Origin of the sequence: Flavobacterium flavigenum (genome assembly GCF_027111255.2) — a bacterium.
In the GTDB taxonomy this organism is placed as follows: domain Bacteria; phylum Bacteroidota; class Bacteroidia; order Flavobacteriales; family Flavobacteriaceae; genus Flavobacterium; species Flavobacterium flavigenum.
Map to the genome: position 1 here is coordinate 4,112,323 of NZ_CP114285.2, position 22,693 is coordinate 4,135,015.

Annotated in this window: 9 protein-coding genes and 1 tRNA gene; 3 read left to right on the forward strand and 7 right to left on the reverse strand. The window is 34.8% G+C overall.

Going from position 1 to position 22,693, the window contains the following annotated elements:
* Positions 1-3: 3 nt before the first annotated feature.
* The 6 genes from OZP09_RS17080 to OZP09_RS17105 form a co-directional block, all read right to left on the reverse strand.
* Positions 4-4,785, reverse strand: a complete 4,782-nt coding sequence (locus OZP09_RS17080) for a VWA domain-containing protein (RefSeq protein WP_281309717.1) — start codon at positions 4,783-4,785, stop codon at positions 4-6.
* Between the two features lie 73 nt (positions 4,786-4,858).
* Positions 4,859-8,218 carry a leucine-rich repeat domain-containing protein gene (locus OZP09_RS17085; RefSeq protein ID WP_281309718.1) on the reverse strand — a complete coding sequence of 1,120 codons (3,360 nt, stop codon included), beginning with the start codon at positions 8,216-8,218 and terminating at the stop codon, positions 4,859-4,861.
* A 58-nt stretch (positions 8,219-8,276) separates the two neighbouring features.
* Positions 8,277-12,605, reverse strand: coding sequence for a leucine-rich repeat domain-containing protein (locus tag OZP09_RS17090; RefSeq protein WP_281309719.1), 4,329 nt, complete (start codon positions 12,603-12,605; stop codon positions 8,277-8,279).
* 15 nt (positions 12,606-12,620) lie between these two features.
* A complete protein-coding gene (locus tag OZP09_RS17095; RefSeq protein WP_281309720.1) occupies positions 12,621-18,266 on the reverse strand; it encodes a hypothetical protein in 5,646 nt (1,881 codons plus the stop codon).
* Complete coding sequence (locus tag OZP09_RS17100) at positions 18,263-18,871, reverse strand: hypothetical protein (RefSeq protein WP_269234909.1); 609 nt, start codon at positions 18,869-18,871, stop codon at positions 18,263-18,265. Before OZP09_RS17100 ends, OZP09_RS17095 begins: the two co-directional genes overlap by 4 nt.
* Positions 18,855-19,358: an OmpH/Skp family outer membrane protein gene (locus tag OZP09_RS17105; protein WP_349293606.1), complete on the reverse strand. Its 504-nt coding sequence runs from the start codon at positions 19,356-19,358 to the stop codon at positions 18,855-18,857. Before OZP09_RS17105 ends, OZP09_RS17100 begins: the two co-directional genes overlap by 17 nt.
* 453 nt (positions 19,359-19,811) lie before the next feature.
* On the opposite strand from OZP09_RS17105, the gene OZP09_RS17110 reads away from it, so the two are divergent.
* On the forward strand, positions 19,812-20,060 hold the full coding sequence (locus OZP09_RS17110; protein ID WP_269234911.1) for a hypothetical protein: 249 nt from the start codon (positions 19,812-19,814) through the stop codon (positions 20,058-20,060).
* Between the two features lie 724 nt (positions 20,061-20,784).
* Here OZP09_RS17110 and OZP09_RS17115 read toward each other — a convergent pair.
* A tRNA-Met gene (locus OZP09_RS17115) sits at positions 20,785-20,857 on the reverse strand.
* Positions 20,858-20,974: 117 nt separating this feature from the next.
* Between OZP09_RS17115 and era the strand changes: the two genes are divergently transcribed.
* On the forward strand, positions 20,975-21,856 hold the full coding sequence (era, locus tag OZP09_RS17120) for a GTPase Era (protein WP_281309721.1): 882 nt from the start codon (positions 20,975-20,977) through the stop codon (positions 21,854-21,856).
* Positions 21,857-21,985: 129 nt separating this feature from the next.
* A complete protein-coding gene (locus tag OZP09_RS17125) occupies positions 21,986-22,576 on the forward strand; it encodes a CHAP domain-containing protein (RefSeq protein ID WP_269234912.1) in 591 nt (196 codons plus the stop codon).
* Positions 22,577-22,693 lie beyond the last annotated feature (117 nt).

Below are 22,693 nucleotides of genomic sequence, written 5' to 3' on the forward strand. Positions count from 1 at the left end.
AATTTAATTTTTTGTCGTATTAATAAAATTACCTGAACGAGTTTCCTGAATAGTTTTTATCCCTTTGGCAGTTTCTTTTTTTACGCGAACTAAACCACCTTCGTTATCATACTCATAAAATGTAGAGTAGTTGTTTTCATCCAGTTCAGACATAAGTTTAAAGGTTTGAGGGTCGTAAACAAATGTTTTAATACTTCCTTCAAGAGGATGTATCCTGATATCGTCAAAGTATGCCGCAATTCCGTTACTATTATTTTGAAGTTCAATACTAATTGTTTTTGTGAACTTAGGAATCAGGAACTTGCTTGTAATTCTTTGCCATCCATCAATAATATCGCCGCTCGCAATCAGTTTTTGTGTACTGATTTTTTGAAGTTCGCTGGCTTCTGCATCACTGTAAAAATGAATATTGATGCCTACATTGTCATACGTTTTTACTTGTATAGGAGATTCTTCTTTTACCCATGCACTCAGCATGTATTCTTTCCCGGGAACAGGCTGAAAAGAAAGGCAGTCAGAACAGTAGTTTTTGTCGGTAGGTTTTCCGCATGAAAATCCGCTTATTTTTAAATTGTCAGATAAGAATGCTTCGTTTGCGGGATAGGCAAGGGAATTAAAGTCTTCATAACCATAGAAATCGAAATCACGGAAATTTTTGATATCTTCCTGAGGGAATTCAGTTACTTGATAATTTAATAAATATTTGAGGGATGTTCTAAGGTTGGGAACAACCTTAGAATCAATAAATGCAGCTGAAGTCTGAACATAATTTGGGTCTTGTGTAGCTAATAAAGCAGATCCATAAGTATCTTTATCAACATAAAAACCATTTTCTATTCCCAGTACATATAAATGTGGCTTCTCTGTACTGGTATTAGTAGTATTTTTGTAATTATCAAATTTTGACATGGTTTCTTTTAATTTTTCGACATTAGCCGTCTGGCATCCATCAGTAATCATTATAACCACACTAGGCTTCATTTGTAAACTTAGGGCTTCATTAAGACCACTATTCCAGTAGTCTGCTGCAGCACTCACACGGCGTTTACCTCTGGTATATTTGCAGTAATTAGCTATCCAGGTATTAAATTGCTTTAATACTCCTGGTTCATTGGTTACTCTTATTTGTTTTACATGGTCGTCTCTGTTATCATCGTCTTTATCTGACATTCCGATAAGGGAAACATAAACATTAGATTGTAGTTTATCATTGTCATTGGCTTGCTGCTGTATGTAGTTTTTTAGTTGTTTCCTTATTTTATCAGCTTCTGTTTCACCTATGGATCCTGATTCGTCTAAAACAAATGCAATATGCGAAACACAATATAAAGCGGAACAAAAATCAATGTGATTTACAAAACTTTTAAAAGGATCATTTAAACCGGTACGCAATTCTGTTTCAACAGTATCAGACTCATAATTGTCTAAGTTAAAATCAGCAACACTATTTCCGGTTATAGCAATTTTAACATCATAATCGGTGTGATCGTTAAACGAAAAGGCAACAAATCCCTGCTCTGTATCCCGTGTAAAATTGTAAATACCCGGATATTGGTCTTTAATATAGGGCGAAAGTGCAGTTAATTCATCACAGTTGTATCCATAGGTGATATCTTCTGCAGGGAGACTAAGTAATTTATTTACCAAAGTAGTGAAAATGCCTTTAATTACAGGAGAGTTTCTGTTTGATTTTGTACAGGAAACAAAAGGTTCGCAAGACTTTGCACTTATCGTTTTCCTAAATTCAAACTGGCACTCATTATTTTTATAAGCATTTAGGTGTATAATGTATGTACCGTCTGTTAAAGGCGTAAAAGTATATAAACCAGTTGTATTTGTAACCGGATTAAGATGTTGTGTCGTACCGGATTTTATTGCATACCAGCTGTAAGTAAGGTTTGAAGATTCGGTTTCAAAGTTTAAGTTTACAGGTTTATTGACACAAACGATTTCTTCTTCCGCAGGACAAAAATCAATATATCGTATGTCAGATGAACGGGCACAGTCATAAGGTTCAAAAATAACAGAAGATTTATTAGACATTCTTCCCCCGTTATCAACTTTACATGAAGTTAAATAATCAGAAGAACTTCTATATTGTGTGATATCAATATATATTCCATATTCTATATTTGAATATAATTCTTCAGTTGTACCATCTTCATAATAGTAAATGCCGTTTGGAACTGAAATATGTACATCGGAGTCTCTTTCGGGCGCAAAAGAAAAATCTACATTTGTAATTTGATTATATTCATTTCGCGTAGTTACATAATTATATATTTGATTTCCGGTTATATTAGTAATATATGGTTTTAATAAAACCAGTTCATTAATAGTCGAATTTTTATTGATCTCTTCGTCTGTTTCTCCCAGAATGGAGCGGGAAATTAGTTTTGTAAGTAAATTTATTAAATGGTTGCGAACTACGATTGATTTAGGGTTTTCATTAGTGCAGCTGTTTTGTATTAAAGTTCCAATTGTTTTAATATATTTTGTTTTACAACCATCGTTGATGTCCGTTATTTCTAATTCAATTTTATGAAAGCCTTCAGCTGTTATAACAATTGGAAAAGTACTTTGAGTACCTGAATTTATTAATTGACCCTTAGGACTCAGTAAACTCCATTTATAACTATAGGGTTTTACAGGGTTTTGATAATACAGGTCAAGTTCAGGCGTTATTGTTTCATTTAGAGGAACAAAAACAGCACCACTGCCATAAAAGCCAGGAATAAATATTCTTCCTGAACGTTCTTCTGCTGTTAAGGAACAAGGGTCTATAACTGTGACACTTTTTTCAAATTTCCTCACACATCCAGTAGCATCAGTAACTTCTAAAACAACTTTATGGATTCCAGGAGTGGCAAAATTTTGCAAAACTGTTGCAGTGGTTTTTGTATCAATTAATGCATTATTGGCATTATAAAATTTCCAGTTATAAGTAATGTTAGTTGCACTAGTTTCAAGACTAAATGTTACATTGGTATTTTGCATCGGGTTTTGTTCAGAAACTTTAAGTACCATATTAACGGGGGTACAATTTGTTACTGCCAGATGTATCGGGTTTCTTTCTAATGTAAGAGTGAAGCCCCAAGGATCTAATTTAAGACTGATTTCAGGATGTGTCGAAATACAATAATAATCTCCTTCATTCGAAGAATCAAGATTGGACAGGACAAAATTACGCGAAGTGGCTCCTTCAATTAAAACGCCATTCGGAGATACACCTTTGTACCATTGGTAGGTTTCTTCCGGTGTAAATCTATTATCCTCATACATGGTTAATGTAGTTGAACCACCAGTTCCAACTGTTATAGTTTTTTCAGAATCTATTTTGTTTTGATGTGCAAAAGAAAGAACTTCGAAGTTATTGGCATATGTATTAAATTCATTAGCAAAATCTGTATAGCGGAAATTGTTATTTCGAAATCCTAAAGCAGTCAACAAAGGTGAATTAGTAAAATCGGGTATAGGACCCGAAAGCTGATTTAAATCAAACGCCAAAGTTCTTAAATATGTTAAACTTCTAAGTGTTGACGGAATTTCCCCTGTGAATTGATTATCTGATAAATAAAGAAACTGAAGGAGACTTAATTGTCCTATTCCAGCAGGAATTGTTCCGGTTAGGTTATTATTTTCTAAAGACAGTATATATAATTGATTTAAATTAGATATCTGAGGAGATAGGTTTCCGTTTAAATCATTATTTCCCAAAAAGAGCCTATCTAAATTAGATAATTGGTATATTTCATTTGGAATCGGACCGGTTAAATTATTGTGATTAAGTGATAATAGTGTAAGCTGAGTTAATCTGGAAATTAGAGGGGAAATGTCTCCTGTTAGTTGATTGTTATTTAAAGTTAGCCCTTTGAGATGAGTAAGATTATATAATTCCAGAGGGATATTCCCGGTTAGATAATAGTTTGAGGATAAACCAAGTCCTTCTAAAAGAGTCAATTGACCAATTTGTTGTGGTATTGTACCGCTTAATCTGTTGCTATCTAAACTCAGAGACTTTAAAGCAGTTAGCTGCGCAATTTCTATTGGAATAAATCCTGTTAATTCATTGCTTCCCAAGTCCAGTACCTGAAGACTATGTAAATTAGCTATTGCCGGTGGGATAGATCCTTCAATATTATTGCTATATAAAATAAGAACTTCCAGATTATTTAATAGGAACAGCCCTTGTGGTAGTGCTCCAGACAAAGGACTTTGCTGTATTATAAGGCTTTTTAATTCAGTTAACTGACCTATTTCATCAGGTAATGATCCGGATAAATTTGCTCTCCAAAGTTCTATACCAATTACGTGTCCGTTTTCTACTCTGACGCCATACCATCCAGCTACATCAGAATCTGGATTGTTTACTTGCCAGGCTATTCCGTTATTTGGTAATCGAAGATTCCAGTTAGGTCCATTGGTACTATTATAAAATGCAATAAGTGCATCCCTCTCTGATTGGGGTATACTTGCAGAAGCTGTTTTTGCAGTGGAACGGCTTACTTCTTTTTTAGAAACCCATTCAGATTTTATTTTTTTTACAAGAAGTTCTTCACTTTCTCTTGATTTAATAAACTGATCTGTAAGCTGCTTACGGGCAAGGGCAATTTGTTGTTGTAAATTTTCCTCCTTTACACCATGTTTTTTTAGTGATGCGGTAATCCTTACCAGGTCAAAGCCAATGGTTTTATCGTCATAGTTCTGAGCAAATGAAGCCAATGAAAGCAGTACCATACCTACAGTAATGATCCAGTATTTTTTTATTTTAAAAATGTTTGTCATAATTTTTTAATTAATGATTCTTTGTTCCTATCAACAAATTCATCTATTCATTTTTATTTTTTTCTTTCTGTTTTTATTGCACTCCACAATTAAATTCTGAGGATAGTATGCCTCCATTCCCAATCAGGTAAGCAAAATTTGAATCAGCTAGTTTAATCCAGTAACCGCCTCCCAAAGCGGTTGTTAAACTTTTGCTGGTATAAAGTGTTGTCCCGACACCTACAAAATTTGTAGCAGCGTAATAGGTTACCGGGAAAGTAATCGCTCCGCAATCTCTTTGGAGTCTTGGAGTTGAAAATTGAAATGCATACCCAGGACCGGAATCAGGATCAGACCCTGAACCACAGGTAGTAATCGTGACTATTTTGCCGGAACTGTCTACTTTGTTTGAAGTTCCATTGGCTTGGTTCTTATACCATAAGCTTCCATATGCCAAAGGAGTTGTCAAGGCTTCGTTTGTATAAAGTATAGTACCAACACTTAATGTTGCTGTTGCTGCATAAAATGTATTAGGAAATTCTGTTTTGCTGCAAGCAGATAATCTTACTGTGCCGGAGCTCGAAAACTGAAAAGGATAACTCGTTGGAGTTGGTTCATTAATGATTTTTATTACACCTGTAATAGGTTCGCACAAAGAAGTAATTTTTCCGCTTATAGTAGTATTACATTCTCCTGGCAGGGTTATCAAATAATTAAATGTCCCCGAAACAGTAGGAGTACCTGTAATAGTAACCGTATTAGAGGCAAAACTGCCCGTCACTCCTGCGGGTAATCCTGTAACAGCAGCTCCGGTAGTACCTGTAGTAGTATAGGTTATAGGGGTAAGGATGGTATTGATATTTTTTGACTGATTGTCTGTACCGGCTGAGGAGCTAAGTGTTATAGTACCAGGCGCCGAAACGGTAATTTTTCCGGTAGCATTTATAGTATCACCGCATCCGCCCAAAACAGGAATACTGTAATTAAATACACCTGAGGCAGTAGGAGTCCCGCTGATGGTTAAGATGTTTGATGCCCATGCAGCAGTTACCCCCGCAGGCAATCCCGATGGAGTGCCAAGAGTCAAAGTTCCTCCTGAAGTTGTATGTGTGATTGGTGTTATAGCGGTATTAATGCATACAACCGGAGAAGCTGAAGCTGCATTTACAGTTTTGTTTGAAATAGTAATAGTTCCTTTTGAGGTTACAACAGTACCACAACTTCCTGTATAGGTTACGGTATAAGCAAAAGTTCCTGTAGTGGCTGGAGTTCCACTAATTGTTACGGTATTGGATGAAAAATTTCCCGTGACACCACTAGGCAGTCCTGAAAATGTTGCACCGGTTATCAATCCTGCAGTAGTATAAGTAATAGGTGTAATAGCTGTTGAAGGACAGGTGATTTGTACATTTGTTCCCACAGCAGAACTTAAAAAGGCATTACAATTGTTTACCTTTAAATGAATTGTATTTCGGGTCAAAACAAGGTTTTGATTCGTAACGGTTGTTATAGTCATTTGGGGATTTGTGGAAACACAATAATAATCACCGGCATTGGCAGTTGTTAAATTCGATAGCGTATATTGTCTGGAAGTTGCACCCGCTATAGCCACTCCGTTTTTATACCACTGATAGGTATCAGCTGGTGTAAAACGATTGTCTTCATACATGGTTATTGTTTGAGTTTCTCCGGCAGCTTTAGTTAAAGTTACTTCAGAATCTGTTTTGGCTTGGTTTGAATATTCAAAAAGAGTGAGTTTACTCTTATATGCACTATATTGAGAAGCAAAATCAGCAAATCGAAACTTATTGGTAACAAATTTAATTTGCGATATAACATTGGTTAAATCTGGGATTGGGCCTTCTAATCGATTAGTATCGAAAAAAACTAGTTTAAGTTGTAATAATTGTCCAATTGCGGCAGGTATTGTGCCGCTTAATTGATTATTATTTAAATAAAGGTTCTGAAGCAGTACTAATTGTCCAATTTCAGCAGGTATCTGTCCTGTAAATGTATTGTTACTTAAATTAACATATGTAACTTTTGTTAGTTTTCCAATTTCAATAGGAATGTTATCGCTTAATTTATTATTATTTAAATAAAGACTTTGAAGTTGTGTTTGCTGTCCAATTGAAGCAGGTATTTTTCCACTTAACTGATTAAAATGTAATTGAAGTGATGTAAGTTGGGTTAGCTGTCCAATTTCATCAGGTATTTTTTCACTTAATTGATTATTATTTAAAAAAAGCTTTTGAAGTTTGGTTAGCTGCCCAATTTCGGAAGGTATCATTCCGCTTAATTGATTGATGTGTAATTGGAGTGATGAAAGTTTTGTTAACCCTCCTATTTGAAAAGGTATTGCCCCCTTTAACTGATTATTGTATAAAAAAAGCTCTAAAATTTCTTTTAGTTGTCCAATTTCCGAAGGTATTGTCCCAGTTAATTGATTATTACACAAATAAAGTCTCTGGAGTTGCGTTAGCTGCCCAATTTCAACAGGTATTGTACCAGTTAATCGATTACTATGTAAATAAAGAGTTTGAAGTTTTGTTAATTGTCCAATTTCATCAGGTATCGTACCTGTTAGTTGATTCATGTGTAATTGGAGTGATAAAAGTTTTGTTAACTCTCCAAGTACATTAGGTATTATACCGGTTAATTGATTATTGTATAAAAGAAGAGATGTAAGACTTGTTAATTTTCCAATTTCAGCAGGTATCGTACCGCTTAATTTATTAATGTGTAATTGAAGTGATGTAAGTTTTGTTAACTGTCCAATTTCCGCAGGTATTGTTCCGCTTAATTGATTAGTATGTAAATATAGTAATGTAAGTTTAGTTAATTCTCGAATTTCAGAAGGTATTGTTCCGATTAATTGATTTTGGTTTAAATAAAATGTTTGAAGTTCTGTTAACTGCCCAATCGAAGAAGGTATTATTCCATTTAGATTATTGTTACTTAAATTAATTCCGGTAACATGCCCTGCGGTAACCGTAATTCCGTACCAGCCTGAAGTAACAGGAGTACTAAAATCCCAGCCTGTTTTCTTCGTCCAGTTGTTTCCATTGGTACTATTGTATAGCGCCAATAAAGCGTCCTTTTCTGTTTGTGGTATATCTGCTACAAGAGTGCTTGCCGTTTTTGCGGTTAGTTTAGTATTCGAAGTTTTATTTGTTTCCTTTGGTAAAACCTGTTCAGATGTTATTTTCTGCAAAATTTCCTCATCATTTTTTTTCATTGCTATGTACTGCTCATTTTGAAGTTTACGCATGAGTGCAACTTCTTGATGTATATCATCATCTGTAAGTCCTCGTTTTTTTAAGGCAAGAGTAATTCTGTCAGCATCAAAACCAATAGTTTTATCATTATATTCCTGTGCAAATGACACCAATGAAAATAAGATCATGAATAAAGTGATGATCCAGTATTTTTTTATTTTAAAAATGTTTGTCATAATTTTTTAATTAATGATTCTTTGTTTTGTGAACAAATTCATCTACTCATTTTTATTTTTAATTTCCTCCACAAGTAACAATTTCGGTTACTATGCCACCTGTGCCAACCTTGAATGCATAAAATACATCAGGATCAAGACATTTATACCATACATCTCCGCCCCCCAATTTTGTTGTCAAACTGCTGGAGGTATACATTTGTGAACCAATCCCCAGCGAGCTTGTCGCGGCATAATAGGTGTTGGGAAAAGTAGTTTGCGAGCAGGCAAGGCCAGAACTATTTCTGCCAGGACCTGAAACCTGATACGCATATCCGGAGCCAGGACCTGAAGTACTGCAGGAAGAAATAAGACCTATTTTGCCCAAACTGTTGACTTTATACGATAGCCCATTTTCTTCATTTTTGTACCATACATTTGTACCAGTTATGGTTATAGGAGTCGTTAGGTTTATATCTGAATAAAGTATCGTTTTAACATCTAATGTTTCGGAATCTGCATAAAATGTAAGAGGGAATTGAGTTTGGTTACAAACTGCTGACTGGACTGTTCCGGAATTTGAAAATCGAAATGCGTGACCTGGAGGCGTACAAGGCGACACTCTATGGAACCGTATTATTTTTACAGCTCTAATTTCTTCACAGGGATTTCCACTTTCCTCTCTTGGCAAATCAAATCTGGCTTGGGTTCCGGCTTCAGTTAAATAGATAACATAATTAGGTTCCGGATTCACCACAACATCATCTGCCTTGTACCAAAAGGATTTAAGACAGCCAACGGCTTGTGTTATTTGTCCGGAGTTCCCAATAAGATAGGAGGTACCCGCAGCACTTTCCTGATACCACAGATTGCTGCCATTATAAACAGTGGTTAGCTGGTCGTTCCAATATAGGATTGTTCCAACCCCTAAAGTAGGTGTATTAGTATATAATTCGACCGGAAATGTTGTTTGCGTACAAGCCGCAGATGAAGTAGTATTCGAATTAGAAAACTGAAAAGGATAACTCGTTGGAGTTGGTTCATTAATGATTTTTATTACACCTGTAATAGGTTCGCACAAAGAAGTAATTTTTCCGCTTATAGTAGTATTACATTCTCCTGGCAGGGTTATCAAATAATTAAATGTCCCCGAAACAGTAGGAGTACCTGTAATAGTAACCGTATTAGAGGCAAAACTGCCCGTCACTCCTGCGGGTAATCCTGTAACAGCAGCTCCGGTAGTACCTGTAGTAGTATAGGTTATAGGAGTAAGGAGGGTATTGATATTTTTTGACTGATTGTCTGTACCGGCTGAGGAGCTAAGGGTTATAGTACCAGGCGCCGAAACGGTAATTTTTCCGGTAGCATTTATAGTACTACCACATCCACCTAAAAGAGGAATACTGTAATTAAATACTCCTGAAGTTGTAGGGGTTCCGCTGATGGTTAAGATGTTTGTTTCCCATGTAGCAGTCACTCCTGGAGGTAACCCTGTTGGTACACCGAGTGTAAAAGTTCCTCCCTGAGTAGCATGCATAATAGGTATTATAGCATTGTTTATGCATACAACCGGAGCAGCCGAAGCCGTATTTACTGTTTTGGTCTGAACAGCAATAGTTCCTGTTGAAGTTACAACAACACCGCAGCTTCCTGTATAGGTTACGGTATAAGCAAATGTTCCCGTAGAGGCTGGAGTTCCGCTGATTGTTATTGTATTGGATGCAAAAGTTCCCGTGACACCACCAGGCAGTCCTGAAAATGTTGCACCGGTTATCAATCCTGCGGTAGTATAAATAATAGGTGTAATAGCTGTTGAAGGACAGATGATTTGTGCATTTGTTCCCACAGCAGAACTTAAAAAGGCATTACAATTGTTTACCTTTAAATGAATTGTATTTCGGGTCAAAACAAGGTTTTGATTCGTAACCGTTGAAATAGTCATTTGGGAATTTGTGGAAACACAATGATAATCCCCGGCATTGGCAGTTGTTAAATTCGACAAAGTATATTGTCTGGAAGTTGCACCCGCTACAGCCACTCCGTTTCTATACCACTGATAGGTATCAGCTGGTGTAAAACGACCGTCTTCATACATGGTTAATGTTTGCGTTTCTCCGGCGGTTTTTGTTATGGTTACTTCAGAATCTGTTTTAGCTTGGTTAGAATATTCAAATATGGTAAGTTTACTTTTGAATGCACTAAATTGGGATGCAAAATCAACAAATCGAAACTTATTGGTGTGAAAACTTAAACCTAATGTAACATTGCTTAAATTCGGAATATTGCCTTGTAATTGATTATTTTGTAAGTAAAGGTTTTGCAGTTGTGTTAATTGCCCAAGAGAAGTTGGTATTGTTCCGCTTAACTGATTAGCATATAAATAAAGGTATTGGAGTTTTGTTAACTGTCCAATTTCAGCAGGGATTGATCCGGTTAATTTATTACCTTGAAGAAGTAGACCTAGTGCTGATGTTAATTGTCCAATTGTAGCAGGTATTGTTCCGCTTAGTTGATTACTACCCAAATTAATAGTTTGAATTTTTATTAATTTTCCTATTTCATTAGGTATAGAGCCACTTAACTGATTGCTGTATAGCAAAAGTTCTGTAAGTTGAGTTAATAGTCCAATTTGAACAGGGATACCTCCATTAAACTGATTGTTCTGAAGGTAAAGCCTGATAAGCTTTGTTAGCTGTCCAATTTCAGATGGTATTATCCCGGTTAGTTGATTATTATTTAGAGAAAGGAATTGAAGTTGTGCTAATTGTCGAATTTGGGTAGGGAGTACTCCTGTTAATTGATTAGAAGCGAGGCTAATGTTTTGAACATTTATTAATTTTCCTATTTCAACAGGTATTGTACCGGTTAATTGATTTGCATATAATTGAAGTGATATGAGTTTTGTTAACTGTCCGATTTGAGCGGGTATTGTTCCACTCAACTGATTATTGTATAGATAAAGTTCTAAAAGTTGAGTTAATTGTCCAATTTGAGTAGGTATAGTACCAGTTAATTGATTATTGGATATATAAAGTTTTGTAAGATTTGCTAACTGTCCAATTTCAGCAGGAATTGATCCGCTTAATTGATTGAAATGTAAAAAAAGGTTTTGAAGTTGTGTTAACTGTCCAATTGAAGCAGGTATTGTTCCGCTCAATTGATTATTGTTTAGAAGCAGGTTTTGAAGTTTTGTTAACTGTCCGATTTCAGCAGGTATTAAGCCGCTTAATTGATTATTAGTTATAGAAAGATATTGAAGTTGTGTTAATTGTCCAATTTGGGCAGGAATCTCTCCGGTTAGTTGATTGGAGTATAAAAGAAGCGTTGTCGTTTTTGTTAGCTTTCCAATTGTAGCAGGTATTATTCCGGTTAACTGATTTAGATGTAAATAAAGCGATGTAATTTTTGTTAACTGCCCAATTTGAGTAGGTATTGTTCCGGTTAATTGATTTTGATATAAATAAAGAGTTGTAATATTTGTTAATAGTCCAATTTCTGCTGGTATTGTACCAGTTAATTGGTTAGTGTGTAATTGAAGTGATTGAAGTTGTGTTAATTGTCCAATTTCAGCAGGAATTGTTCCGCTTAATTGATTATTGAATAAATAAAGATTTAGAAGTTTTGTTAGTTGCCCAATTGTAGCAGGTATTGATCCGGTTAATTGATTAGAGAATAATCCAAGTGTAGTAAGTTGTGTTAATTGTCCAATAGAAGCAGGTATTGTTCCGCTTAATAGATTAGTGTATAACTGCAGTTCTTGAAGTTTTGTTAACTGCCCAATTTCAACAGGTATTGTTCCGCTTAATTTATTAGCGTTTAAATGAAGCCATTGTATTTCTGTTAATTGCCCAATTGCGGCAGGAATTGTTCCTACTAAGTTGTTATTATTTAAAATAATCGCAGTTACATGTCCATTTGTAACCGTAATTCCATACCATCCAGAAGTAACAGGAGTGCTAAAATCCCAGCCTGTTTTGTTAGTCCAGCTGTTTCCATTGGTACTATTGTATAGCGCCAATAAAGCGTCCTTTTCTGTTTGAGGAATGTCCACGGCAAGAGTACTTGCAGTTTTTGCGGTTAAGCTGTTGTTTACAGTTAAACTCTTGTTTGTGCTTTGACTATTGTTTGTAATTATATTTGTTTCTGTTTTTAAAACTTGTTCAGATGTTATTTTCTGCAAAATTTCATCTTCACTTTTTTTCATTGCAGCATACTGTTCATTGTGTAGTTTACGCATGAGTAGAACTTCTTGTTGTATGTTCTCATCTGTAAGACCTCGTTTTTTTAATGCCGCAGTAATTCTGGCAGCATCAAAACCTGTTTCCCGGTCGCTGAAATTTTGAGAAAATACAGTAGTGATACTCAAAAAGAGTAGTATGCTGAAAACAAATCGGCAGGTTAATTTCATCTGAATCTTAAAGTATTATTGAACTGGAGCTCCTGTTGGAGCGCAAAGAATTACCTGTTTTTTTACTGTTGCTTTTTTACCCGGGGCTATCCTTAAACTTTTTCGTCCTGTATGGGATTGAGAAGAAGATACACTGATGTCGTTTTGTTTTAACTGTGCTTTATAATCAAAATGGGATGCTTTTGTACACTCTTCATTGTCGTAATCTTCAAATCCGTCAGCAGCCAGTTCATTATATTTTGTATTGGATGCTACAGCTACCGGAAAACGATTGTTGTAACCATATAAAGCAGATGAATAACGGTTTAACGCATCTTTGTTTTCGACTTCCTGACCATAAGGGCTGTATTGGGTAACTTCTGAAGCAGAGGTCCATTTGTCAGTATTTTTTTTACCCCATTTATTATCTTCAAAAAGATAGAATGAAGCAAAATCGATAAAAAATCCTGTTTTACGCGGTGTAGGATCTGCGGTATAATTTCGTCCTGTTAAATAGGCATAAGATTTATTGGCTCTCCAGTTACCCAAAACATTATAGAGATATGGATTGTAATATTTATCAGAATCAGCGTCGTCATCCGCACTTATTATTTTTTCATATTCATATATCAAACTTCCATCTTCTCTAAATGTCATTTTTGGCAGATTGCATTCACATTGAGAAGGCCAGATATCATTGTATTCTACTGCAGAAGCGTTTACGATTCTGTCATTTGCATTTGGCAAATAGGCAGGATTATTCTCTGATTCGGCAGCTGCAATTACATCTCTTGGACCTGTTATATCATTATTGGAATTATATTTATACAATGGGTTTCTCATAGAGGTTATGCTGGCCATTGAAGCCATTTGCATATTGCGATATCCCGAACGGATTACTTTCATTTTTCCATCAGTCAGGATATTTTTAACCAATTTTCCATTTATATCGAGCAATTTGAAATTTGTATCGGTTAGTTTTACGACCCAGGCCCTGATATATTGTTTAAATCCTTCGCTATCTTTCCCTGTAACCCAGACTTCATCTCCATTAATTAAGTAGTCAGATGGTTTTTCTGTTGAATTTCCTTCGAATTTATAGCCGTTATCTGACGGTTCTATTTTTGATGTTAGCTCTGCATTTTTGGCAGCCTGACTCATTCCGGCATAACTCCAGTAGGCAGGGAAATTAAAACTGTAATAATGGTCTTTGTACTCATTCGTCGTTTCAGTTACCAAAACTTCGCCTGTATCGGCATCCCAGGCGATATTTTTGGTGGACACTTTTGATCCGTTATCAAACGCTACTTTTTCAACAAGAATTCCGGAACTGTGAATCACTTTTGTGGTGGTAGCAGTTCTAATCTGATCTTCATGCTTGGAATATGTTGGAATAAGAGTAGGAACAACAATAACAATCAGGGTAAAAGGTAAAGTTGCAAGATTAAAATGGGCTCCTGCAGTTGTGGTGGTCGTGGTACTTTCTCTAAAATCGTTTATAACATCATAATCAACACCTACCAGTTTATCTCTGATAGCACCTTTTGAATCAATTGTTGATATAGTATTATTCAGTCTTCCTGAATTTAAATTCTGAACAGTGGTTGTTTTGCTATAATTGTATTCAACTCCCGAGATTGGTTTCTTTTGGTCTTCACCATATACCTGCTGGTTTTTCATTTTCCCATCCATGTCATTTGTATGAACAGAAAACCCTTGCGATAAAGTAATATGGTTTTTTACATTTAAATTTAATAAGCTAGCCAAAGGCGTTGACTTATCAAATTGGGATGCTAATGTTGTGCGATCTGCTATAGTTGGAAAATCTTTTGAAGTGTAAAACTCCGTTACAACAGCCCCTGTAGCATGTTTTTTGACAACCATAGTTTGACTATTTTCTGTTTTTTCCCTTGGTAAATTAGCCACCATAACCCTGCTGTACGTTATTTTTGGGGATGGAAAAAAGGATTCTCCAAAAGGTTCTTCAACATAATTTTCGGTATCCGGTCCTAATAAAAGTTCTTTTTTATTTTTATCATAAAAAGGTTTTACAAATGGATTTTCTTTACAGCCCAAAGGTTCATAAGTAGCAACACCTGATGATGACTTGCCATCTACATCTGTATAAGTATATTTCTGACCATAAAACTGCTTGTAATCGGCATCATCGCCATTATCGGTCATTACATCCCATTGATCATGTAGCTGAATGTTTTTAACCCTGCTGCCTCCACCAATTTTATGTCCGTTTGGATTCATAAGGCGAATCCAGGACTTATTCGTAACAAATTTGCTGGCAATTCCATTGTCTTTTAGCTGTTTGTCCGGACTTTTGAAAATATTTAGAAGTTCCGGCATCCAGCCAATCAATTGCATTACAATCCCTTTTACATTTTTAGTGTCTTCTTCTCTATGTTTATCATACATGAGCCTGCTTAAGTATTGTCTTCCAAAATTCCAGCCGGCTTTTTGTATAGGATTTACCTTTTGTATTGGGCTTACAGGTGTACTGGATTCAAAGCTGTCTCCACTTCCAGTATCCTGAACTGGAATTGAGGCATATTTTTTCACTCCAATTTCAAAAAGACTATAGCCGGAAATATCTTTTCTTACATAACCCGTAACATAATCAAATTTATCTTCGCTTGCTCCCGGTAAGGGCTTTGTGGTGGTCATATTAAGGAGGAATCTGAAATACAGTGGATTGTCTTCGCCTCCTATAGATTTAAGATAAGTGTCTTCAAATTTTTTGACGGCATTAGTTTGATGAATATCAAAATTTTGATCAATTTCAATATAAATATACTTGCCCAAAGAAATTTTATTGATGTCGTTATAAATAGTACCGCTAGGGTCGTTTCCGCTTCCTACTACTTTAAACATCTGCATGGCCTGCTTATTTTGTACAAAAGCATAGTCATCAGCTTCAAAATTAACTTCGATTTTACCTCCCGATGGCAGCTGTATCGTTTTGAGTAACCATGTTGCGGCATATAGGTCTGCTACTTCACGATCGCTTTGGTCAACAAACGGGAACTCTGCATTTGACATATTTCCTAATGTTTTGCCGCTGATAACATCATTTGATTTTTTGTAATTTCCCCAGACATCATAAGCTTTCATGTCATAAGGAACATTCAAATCATATTGTATATTGTTAACAGTTACTTTAGGAGCATAGTTGAAAACATAGGGAGTAAATTTCCCCATTTTTGAGTTTTTATAAGTAAAATAAACTTTGCTTAGCGTTAACTTACCTCTTTCTCCATCAAGGGCATGATTCTCTTTGTTAGCTCCTGTATTGTTTTTATTGTTGTCAATTCCGGGGCACAAACTATAATTATACTCAAAATGCGCTTCTTTGATTGGTGTTGGATCTTCTTTTGCTTCGTATTCGGGCTTAGAATAAAGTGAGATTTTATCGAGTTTGTACATTTTAGAATCCTCGCCCAATCCACCATTTTCACCTGCGACTCCATAACCATCTTTTCTTTCTGAGAGATGAAAAATGGCCACATGTGTTTTGGTAACTATTTTTTTAACATACAGTAATTCTTTTTCTCCATAGATGTAATTCCCTTTATTGTCTTTCTTGCTGGCACGTAGTCCTTCGTCATAATTGGCCATATCTTCTTTGAATGGGATCCTCCACTTATAAGTAGATTTGGCCTTGTTTTTATTTTCGTACTCAAATTTAGTATAGGTGCCTAAGTCATCATCAGAAGGACCGTCATCAGTTAAATCCTGATAGTCAGATGATAAAACAGAGGTTAGTAAATAAGTATGGGCATACGCAGGTGTAGTAATACGGTTAAAGTATTTATCACCATCCTGATCATTATTTATAGAATTGTCAACATTTTTTCGATAAGGAACCAAACCAGTTTTAAAGTCTGCATCTTTTGCTTCGCCCACATCAAAAGTAGTTTCTTTTTTAATGGTATTATAAGCAGCACGCCCATAAATATAGCGTTCACCGCCGTCTTTGGTGATTTTTATTTCTGAAGTATGATGATCATGTTTTCCTTTTATAGAAAAAGGGCTGATGTTGTCAAAACCTTCTTTATTTTTGTATTTGCTTGATCCATAACTTAAAGCTTCTGATCGTGTTAATTTCTGGATAGATTGATTTCGTGACAGACGTTTTTTACGTACAATTGAACCAGTTCCATCCACCTTTGGTTTTGTAGTAATATCAGTATAGTAGTTTTTACTGGTTTTTCTTGAAAATTTTCCTCCTTCAATGTTTAACCTTATGGGGCTATAACCTCCTAAATTTTCTTCCAGAATGTTTAATTCCTGATCAACATGGCTTCCTCCGATATTCTTGAAAAAGACTTTTTCATAATCAGGGCTGTTACCGCTCTTTTTTTCTTTAAATCTTTCTAAAGCAGGATTCAATTGGTTCCATATCACAGATTTGCTCTTGCCTAAGGTAACTGTTGCATCGACCCCAAAGTGTACACCACCGCCTGCACCAAACTCAAGACCTAAATTTCCTCCGAAACTTGCATCAGTAGTTTCATTGTCGTATACATAACCTACCTGAGATTTGTAAGGACGATACATTCCTGAAATTCCTTGTCCCTGAATACTATATAAGTCATAAGTATTGTTTGTAACAGGTAATGATGTTGTATTTTTATTAAATGTTCTGTCTTTCTCTCTGTTAAAATCTAAAATATCAGATTTACCGGCATTGTAGGTGTTTTCAAATCCATAGGCTTTTTCAGTTTTGTATTTTTCAGAGTCTTTTATACCCTGACTTGAAACATAACCTGAGAATTTTGCACCCCCTTCAACTCCCCAAAATTCGCCTTCAACATTTACATTAAACATATAGTTAGAAGAAGTCATTCCAACTCTTTTGGTAGGAGTAAAGGAAGCATTATTTACAGATACGATTGATCCAAAGTCATAGCCTGTTGTTGCTATAACATTATTAATTTTAGCAGTTACTCTAACAGAAGGGGAAAGTGTAACACTCTCAACACCTTTTCTGCTATTATAAGTGGTGCCAGCATTCAGTCCTAAACCAACATTTGCATTATCTGTAATTCCTAATCTTCGAGAAAAAGACATTTTAGGTGACACGGATACTCCCTCAGATGCAGAAGAGGTAAGGTCCATTCCTACTGAAAGATTCTCACTAATTTGATAGCTCAGACCAGCATTTGTAGATACGCCAACACCATCATAATTATTGTATTTAATCCCAAGACCAAAGTTGGCTTTTGCTTCTTTAATCCCAAAAGCTGTTATAAAAACATTTGCACTTGAACCAATGGTAATATTAGGTTTTAAGTTGTTTTCATAAATCATTTCATCTCCGTTAAAATCGTCCGGGAGACCACGTAGCTGTCTGTTTATTTGTCCAACATCCAGGTTCCAGCCAAGCCCTACCCACGAAGCTTCCTGATCCATAGTTACTCCGGAGTTGTACGCAAGATTGATTGGATATCCTCCAACATCCATGATTGGGATATTATAATTGAAATCGCCACTCGCCAAATCTACCATATCTGAGGTACCGATAGGTGTGAAGGCTTCAAATTCCGGTTGGGAGGGACCACCAGTCAAAGCATAAATCTGCATCGGCTGAAGGGTTTCCAACAATATCATCATGGCTAAATAAATAGCAACTGTTTTTTTAAATTTACTTATTTTTCTTTGCTGGATCATAAGGCTAATGGAGTATAGGTATCTTTAAATTTAAATTTTATGGTGCCCTTTCTAAAAAGGTAATCTGTATATACTAATTGTATTTTATCATTTGGGTCAATTCCGGAGAAGAACAGCATCACTTTTTGATAAGGAGCTATTTTGTAACTGCGTTCATAAGTAACTCCCGAGCATCGAATAGTATCTTTTTTTGAAGTCACAACATAAAAGTCTTTATCAAGACCAAAAGACATATATTTTACAGCATCAGTATATTCCATTCCTGTAAAATCTTTAGCCAGTAAATCTTTCTCTTCGTCCTGCTGAAAAGTAAATTCAATTACACGTTCTCTTTTATTTTCTTCATAAAGAGAATCTACTGTTTTTAAATTTTCTGTTCCCTGATCTTTTAGAAAATAATACTGAATAGGAACTTCAGTAGCAGTAAAACCGATATCCTCAATTTTTTGGGTATAGGCACGGGATTTCCATCCTATTTTTTCTAAGTTAAAATAGCGGTCTCTTATCTCTGAATCGTCAATTTTTTTTGATTGGGAATCTTCTTTTTTACAGGAAAACAAAGCAAGAAGCACAAAGGCTAAAACAAGCCTACTTAAGTCCTTCATATTTTTTGTTTATGTAAGTAAGTAAATCGTTTGTAACGTCGATATTTTCATCAGCAAATAAGACATTTGTTTTGCTTTCAGAGCCAATTATAAGCTGGTATTTGTTTTCTTTTGAAAATTCTGAAGAATAACTTTTTATTCTTGCCCAGATTTTTGAGGATTGTTCAGCAGCGAAATATTGATTAAACTGTTCTAATTCTTCTTTTTGCTGAACAAATTGCTGCATTAACAGTTTTTTTTCTGACGGAGAAATTTCCGGCGATTGGAGTTTTGCATATAAAGAATCGACTGTTGTTTTTTTCAGATTGAATTCTTTTTCTCCTGAATTTTTTAACTCCTTTGTCATGTTAAAATTATCAAAGAGTTTGATGTTATCGACATACACAATTTTAGGAGAATTGTTGTAAGTAAATAGTATGAAAAATAGTAAGATTATGATTGCTAATATATTACAGAATATTAAAACACTTTTGTAGTTTTTTATCACAGATTTGGTTGTTAAATTTCCTGCAAATGTAAATTTTTTTTTAAAATGTTAAAATATTTCCCACTTTTTTTGTTAAAGATTTTAACATTTGTTAATCTTTAAATAAGAGTATGAAATGGAAATCTAAAATATAAATGATCAATTCGATTTTCTTTTTTTCAGTTTAAAAATCAACTTTCTTACAAATATTTAAAATCACTTTAATAATTCTTAATGGGAAACTAAAACAAATATCTTTCGAGTAAAAGCAAAGAGTTAGATAAATGCGACTGACATCATAATTATAGTAAAGAATACTATTTTTTAAGGTAATTGATAATTTTGTTTTTCTTTTAAATTGTTATTAATATGTTGATAAATAATATTTTATAGATTGTTTCTGCGATTGTTTTAAAATAATTAATAGTTATATTTGAATTAATCAAACGGTTTATTAATTTAAAAATATTTACTATGGATAAAGCTATAAAACTAAAAGTTCGTAAGGAATTAAATGGTCAGCAGCAGTTGAATATAATTAGATTAAAAGGAAGTTTAATTTCGAAAGGATACACAGAAATAATACATATTCTGGATCAGGATGATGAATTTCATATCAATTCATTTGCAACACCTTCAGAAAGTACTAATGAAGTGCAGGAATATATTACTGCATTTATAAGTAAAGAAAATTTGACTGATACAATAAGCCTGTATAAATAATACTTTTAGTTATTATAGAAACGAAGATCAAAAATAATCAACAATAAATTGATAACTTTTTAAAACCAGGTTTAAAAAAGATAAAACTACCAAAATCACTAATTTCCAAGGCTATTTCTTTAGCTTTTTAGGACTTTATGCTTCCGAATAAACACGTAAAATAGCTTCGGTATTTGATTTTCTCAGATGAATTCCAGCTGTTATCCATTTAAATTTTGATACCGTCTATTGTATTAATTGGAAAATATAGGATATTTACAGACTATTTTTTCCAAAATTGTTTCGATATTGAAACATCTAATTTTCAATGTAGATCTCACACTTTATGGAGATAATCATGTAACAAATGAAAGTGAAATATGTGTTTTTAATTCTGAAAAACCTTTTTAGAATCACTCAATGAGAAAAACTTAAAGTTAATTAACAAACCTTATTTTAAGTATCCTAAGGTGTTTAGAATTCAGCTTTGTTTAGAGAAGTTTTATAAAGTAATTATTTTAAATCTAAATTATAAATATAAGAAAAAATTTATAAACAATTTTTTGGGATGATAAAAATCAAGAAAATAACACTTATGTTTATAGAATTGAAGATGTCTTCGAATTTAATTCTGATTGGCAAAATTTTAGATCTAAATATAATTATAAAAAAAAGATGATTGGCTTTTATAAACAAGCTATGAGAAAACAAAAAAGCTCCAGATTTCTCTGAAGCTTTGTCTTAGTAGCGGGAACAGGACTCGAACCTGTGACCTTCGGGTTATGAGCCCGACGAGCTGCCTACTGCTCTATCCCGCGATGTTTCGGGTGCAAAGATACGCCGATTTTTGAGAATTCCAACGAAAACTTTAAAAAATGTTTTATTTTCTCTATTAACTTGATATGACTACCTTTGCAGACTAAAATAGAACAAAAATGTCACATAAAGCAGGATTCGTAAACATTATCGGAAATCCAAATGTTGGAAAATCAACCTTGATGAATGCCTTCGTTGGAGAAAGATTATCCATCATTACATCAAAAGCACAAACTACACGTCACAGGATTTTAGGAATCGTAAACGGAGAAGACTTTCAGTTAGTATTGTCTGATACGCCCGGAATCATTAAACCGGCATACGAAATGCAGGAATCAATGATGAATTTCGTTAAATCGGCTTTTGAAGATGCTGACATTTTAATTTATATGGTCGAGATAGGAGAGCAGGACTTAAAAGATGAAGCTTTCTTTAATAAAATCATTTACGCAAAGATTCCCGTTTTATTATTATTGAATAAAATCGACAATTCAAATCAGGAACAATTAGAAGAGCAAGTAGCATTTTGGAAAGCAAAAGTGCCAAATGCAGAGATTTTCCCGATTTCGGCCTTGCAGAATTTTAATGTTCCGGAAGTTTTTACCAGAATTATTGATTTGCTTCCAGAATCTCCGGCTTATTACCCAAAAGATCAATTAACAGACAAGCCAGAGCGTTTCTTTGTAAACGAAACTATCCGTGAAAAAATCCTTTTAAACTATAGTAAAGAGATTCCGTATGCGGTTGAAATCGTAACAGAAGAATTCCATGAAGACGAAAAAATTATCAGAATCCGTTCGGTAATTATGGTGGAGCGCGATACGCAAAAGGGAATCATCATCGGCCACAAAGGTGCAGCACTGAAAAAAGTCGGGACCGATGCCCGGGCTGATTTAGAGAAATTCTTCGGAAAACAAATTCACATTGAGCTTTACGTAAAAGTGAACAAAAACTGGAGAAGCAATGCGAATATGCTAAAACGATTCGGATATAATCAGTAAATTTTTTTGGGCGTGTCCCAAGGGCCGGGCTGTACACTATATCTTTTGTGGCGAACCCCGCCACAAAAGGATGTCGTTTCCATCCCTCACGCAATAGAACTAAAAAGAACATTATTCTTAAACAGAGAAATGAAAATTAAAAAGATTACACTCCTGATTATTTCAGTTTTAGTTTTGGGTTACGCAGGAATAAAAGTCGTAAAAAAAGTAAATTTAAACAGTGATTATGTAATCGGGCAGCCACTTGATAGTTTAAACGGAGTCAAAGTATATTACAACGGTGGAGTTGATAACGTTGTCGAGAGAAACGTTACAAAAGACAATTACAACTTAGGGCTAAAATACCAATGTGTTGAATTCGTAAAACGATATTATTACGAACATTACAATCATAAAATGCCAGACGCTTACGGGCATGCAAAAGACTTTTTTGATCCTAAAATAAAAGATGGCGAATTGAATTTGAACCGGAATTTAATTCAATACACAAATCCGGGTAAAGCAAGACCTGAAATCGGCGATTTGGTAATTTTTTCGGGATCGTTGTTAAATAGGTTTGGACATGTGGCCATAATTTCTCAGGTTTCTGAAAATGAAGTTGAAATTATTCAGCAGAATCCGGGGCCATTCAGCAGTTCCAGAGAAGTTTTTGCTTTAAAAAATCAGGAAGGAAATTATAAAATCGAAAATGACAGATTGCTGGGCTGGCTGAGAAAATAATAATAACAAAAATATTCTTGTAACCTAAAGGCCTAGCCCAGATAGAAGCGGCATCCTTTTTCTGGCTTCTTTAGCCAGGAAAAGATATAGCGAATAGCTGGAATATGCTCCTGAAAA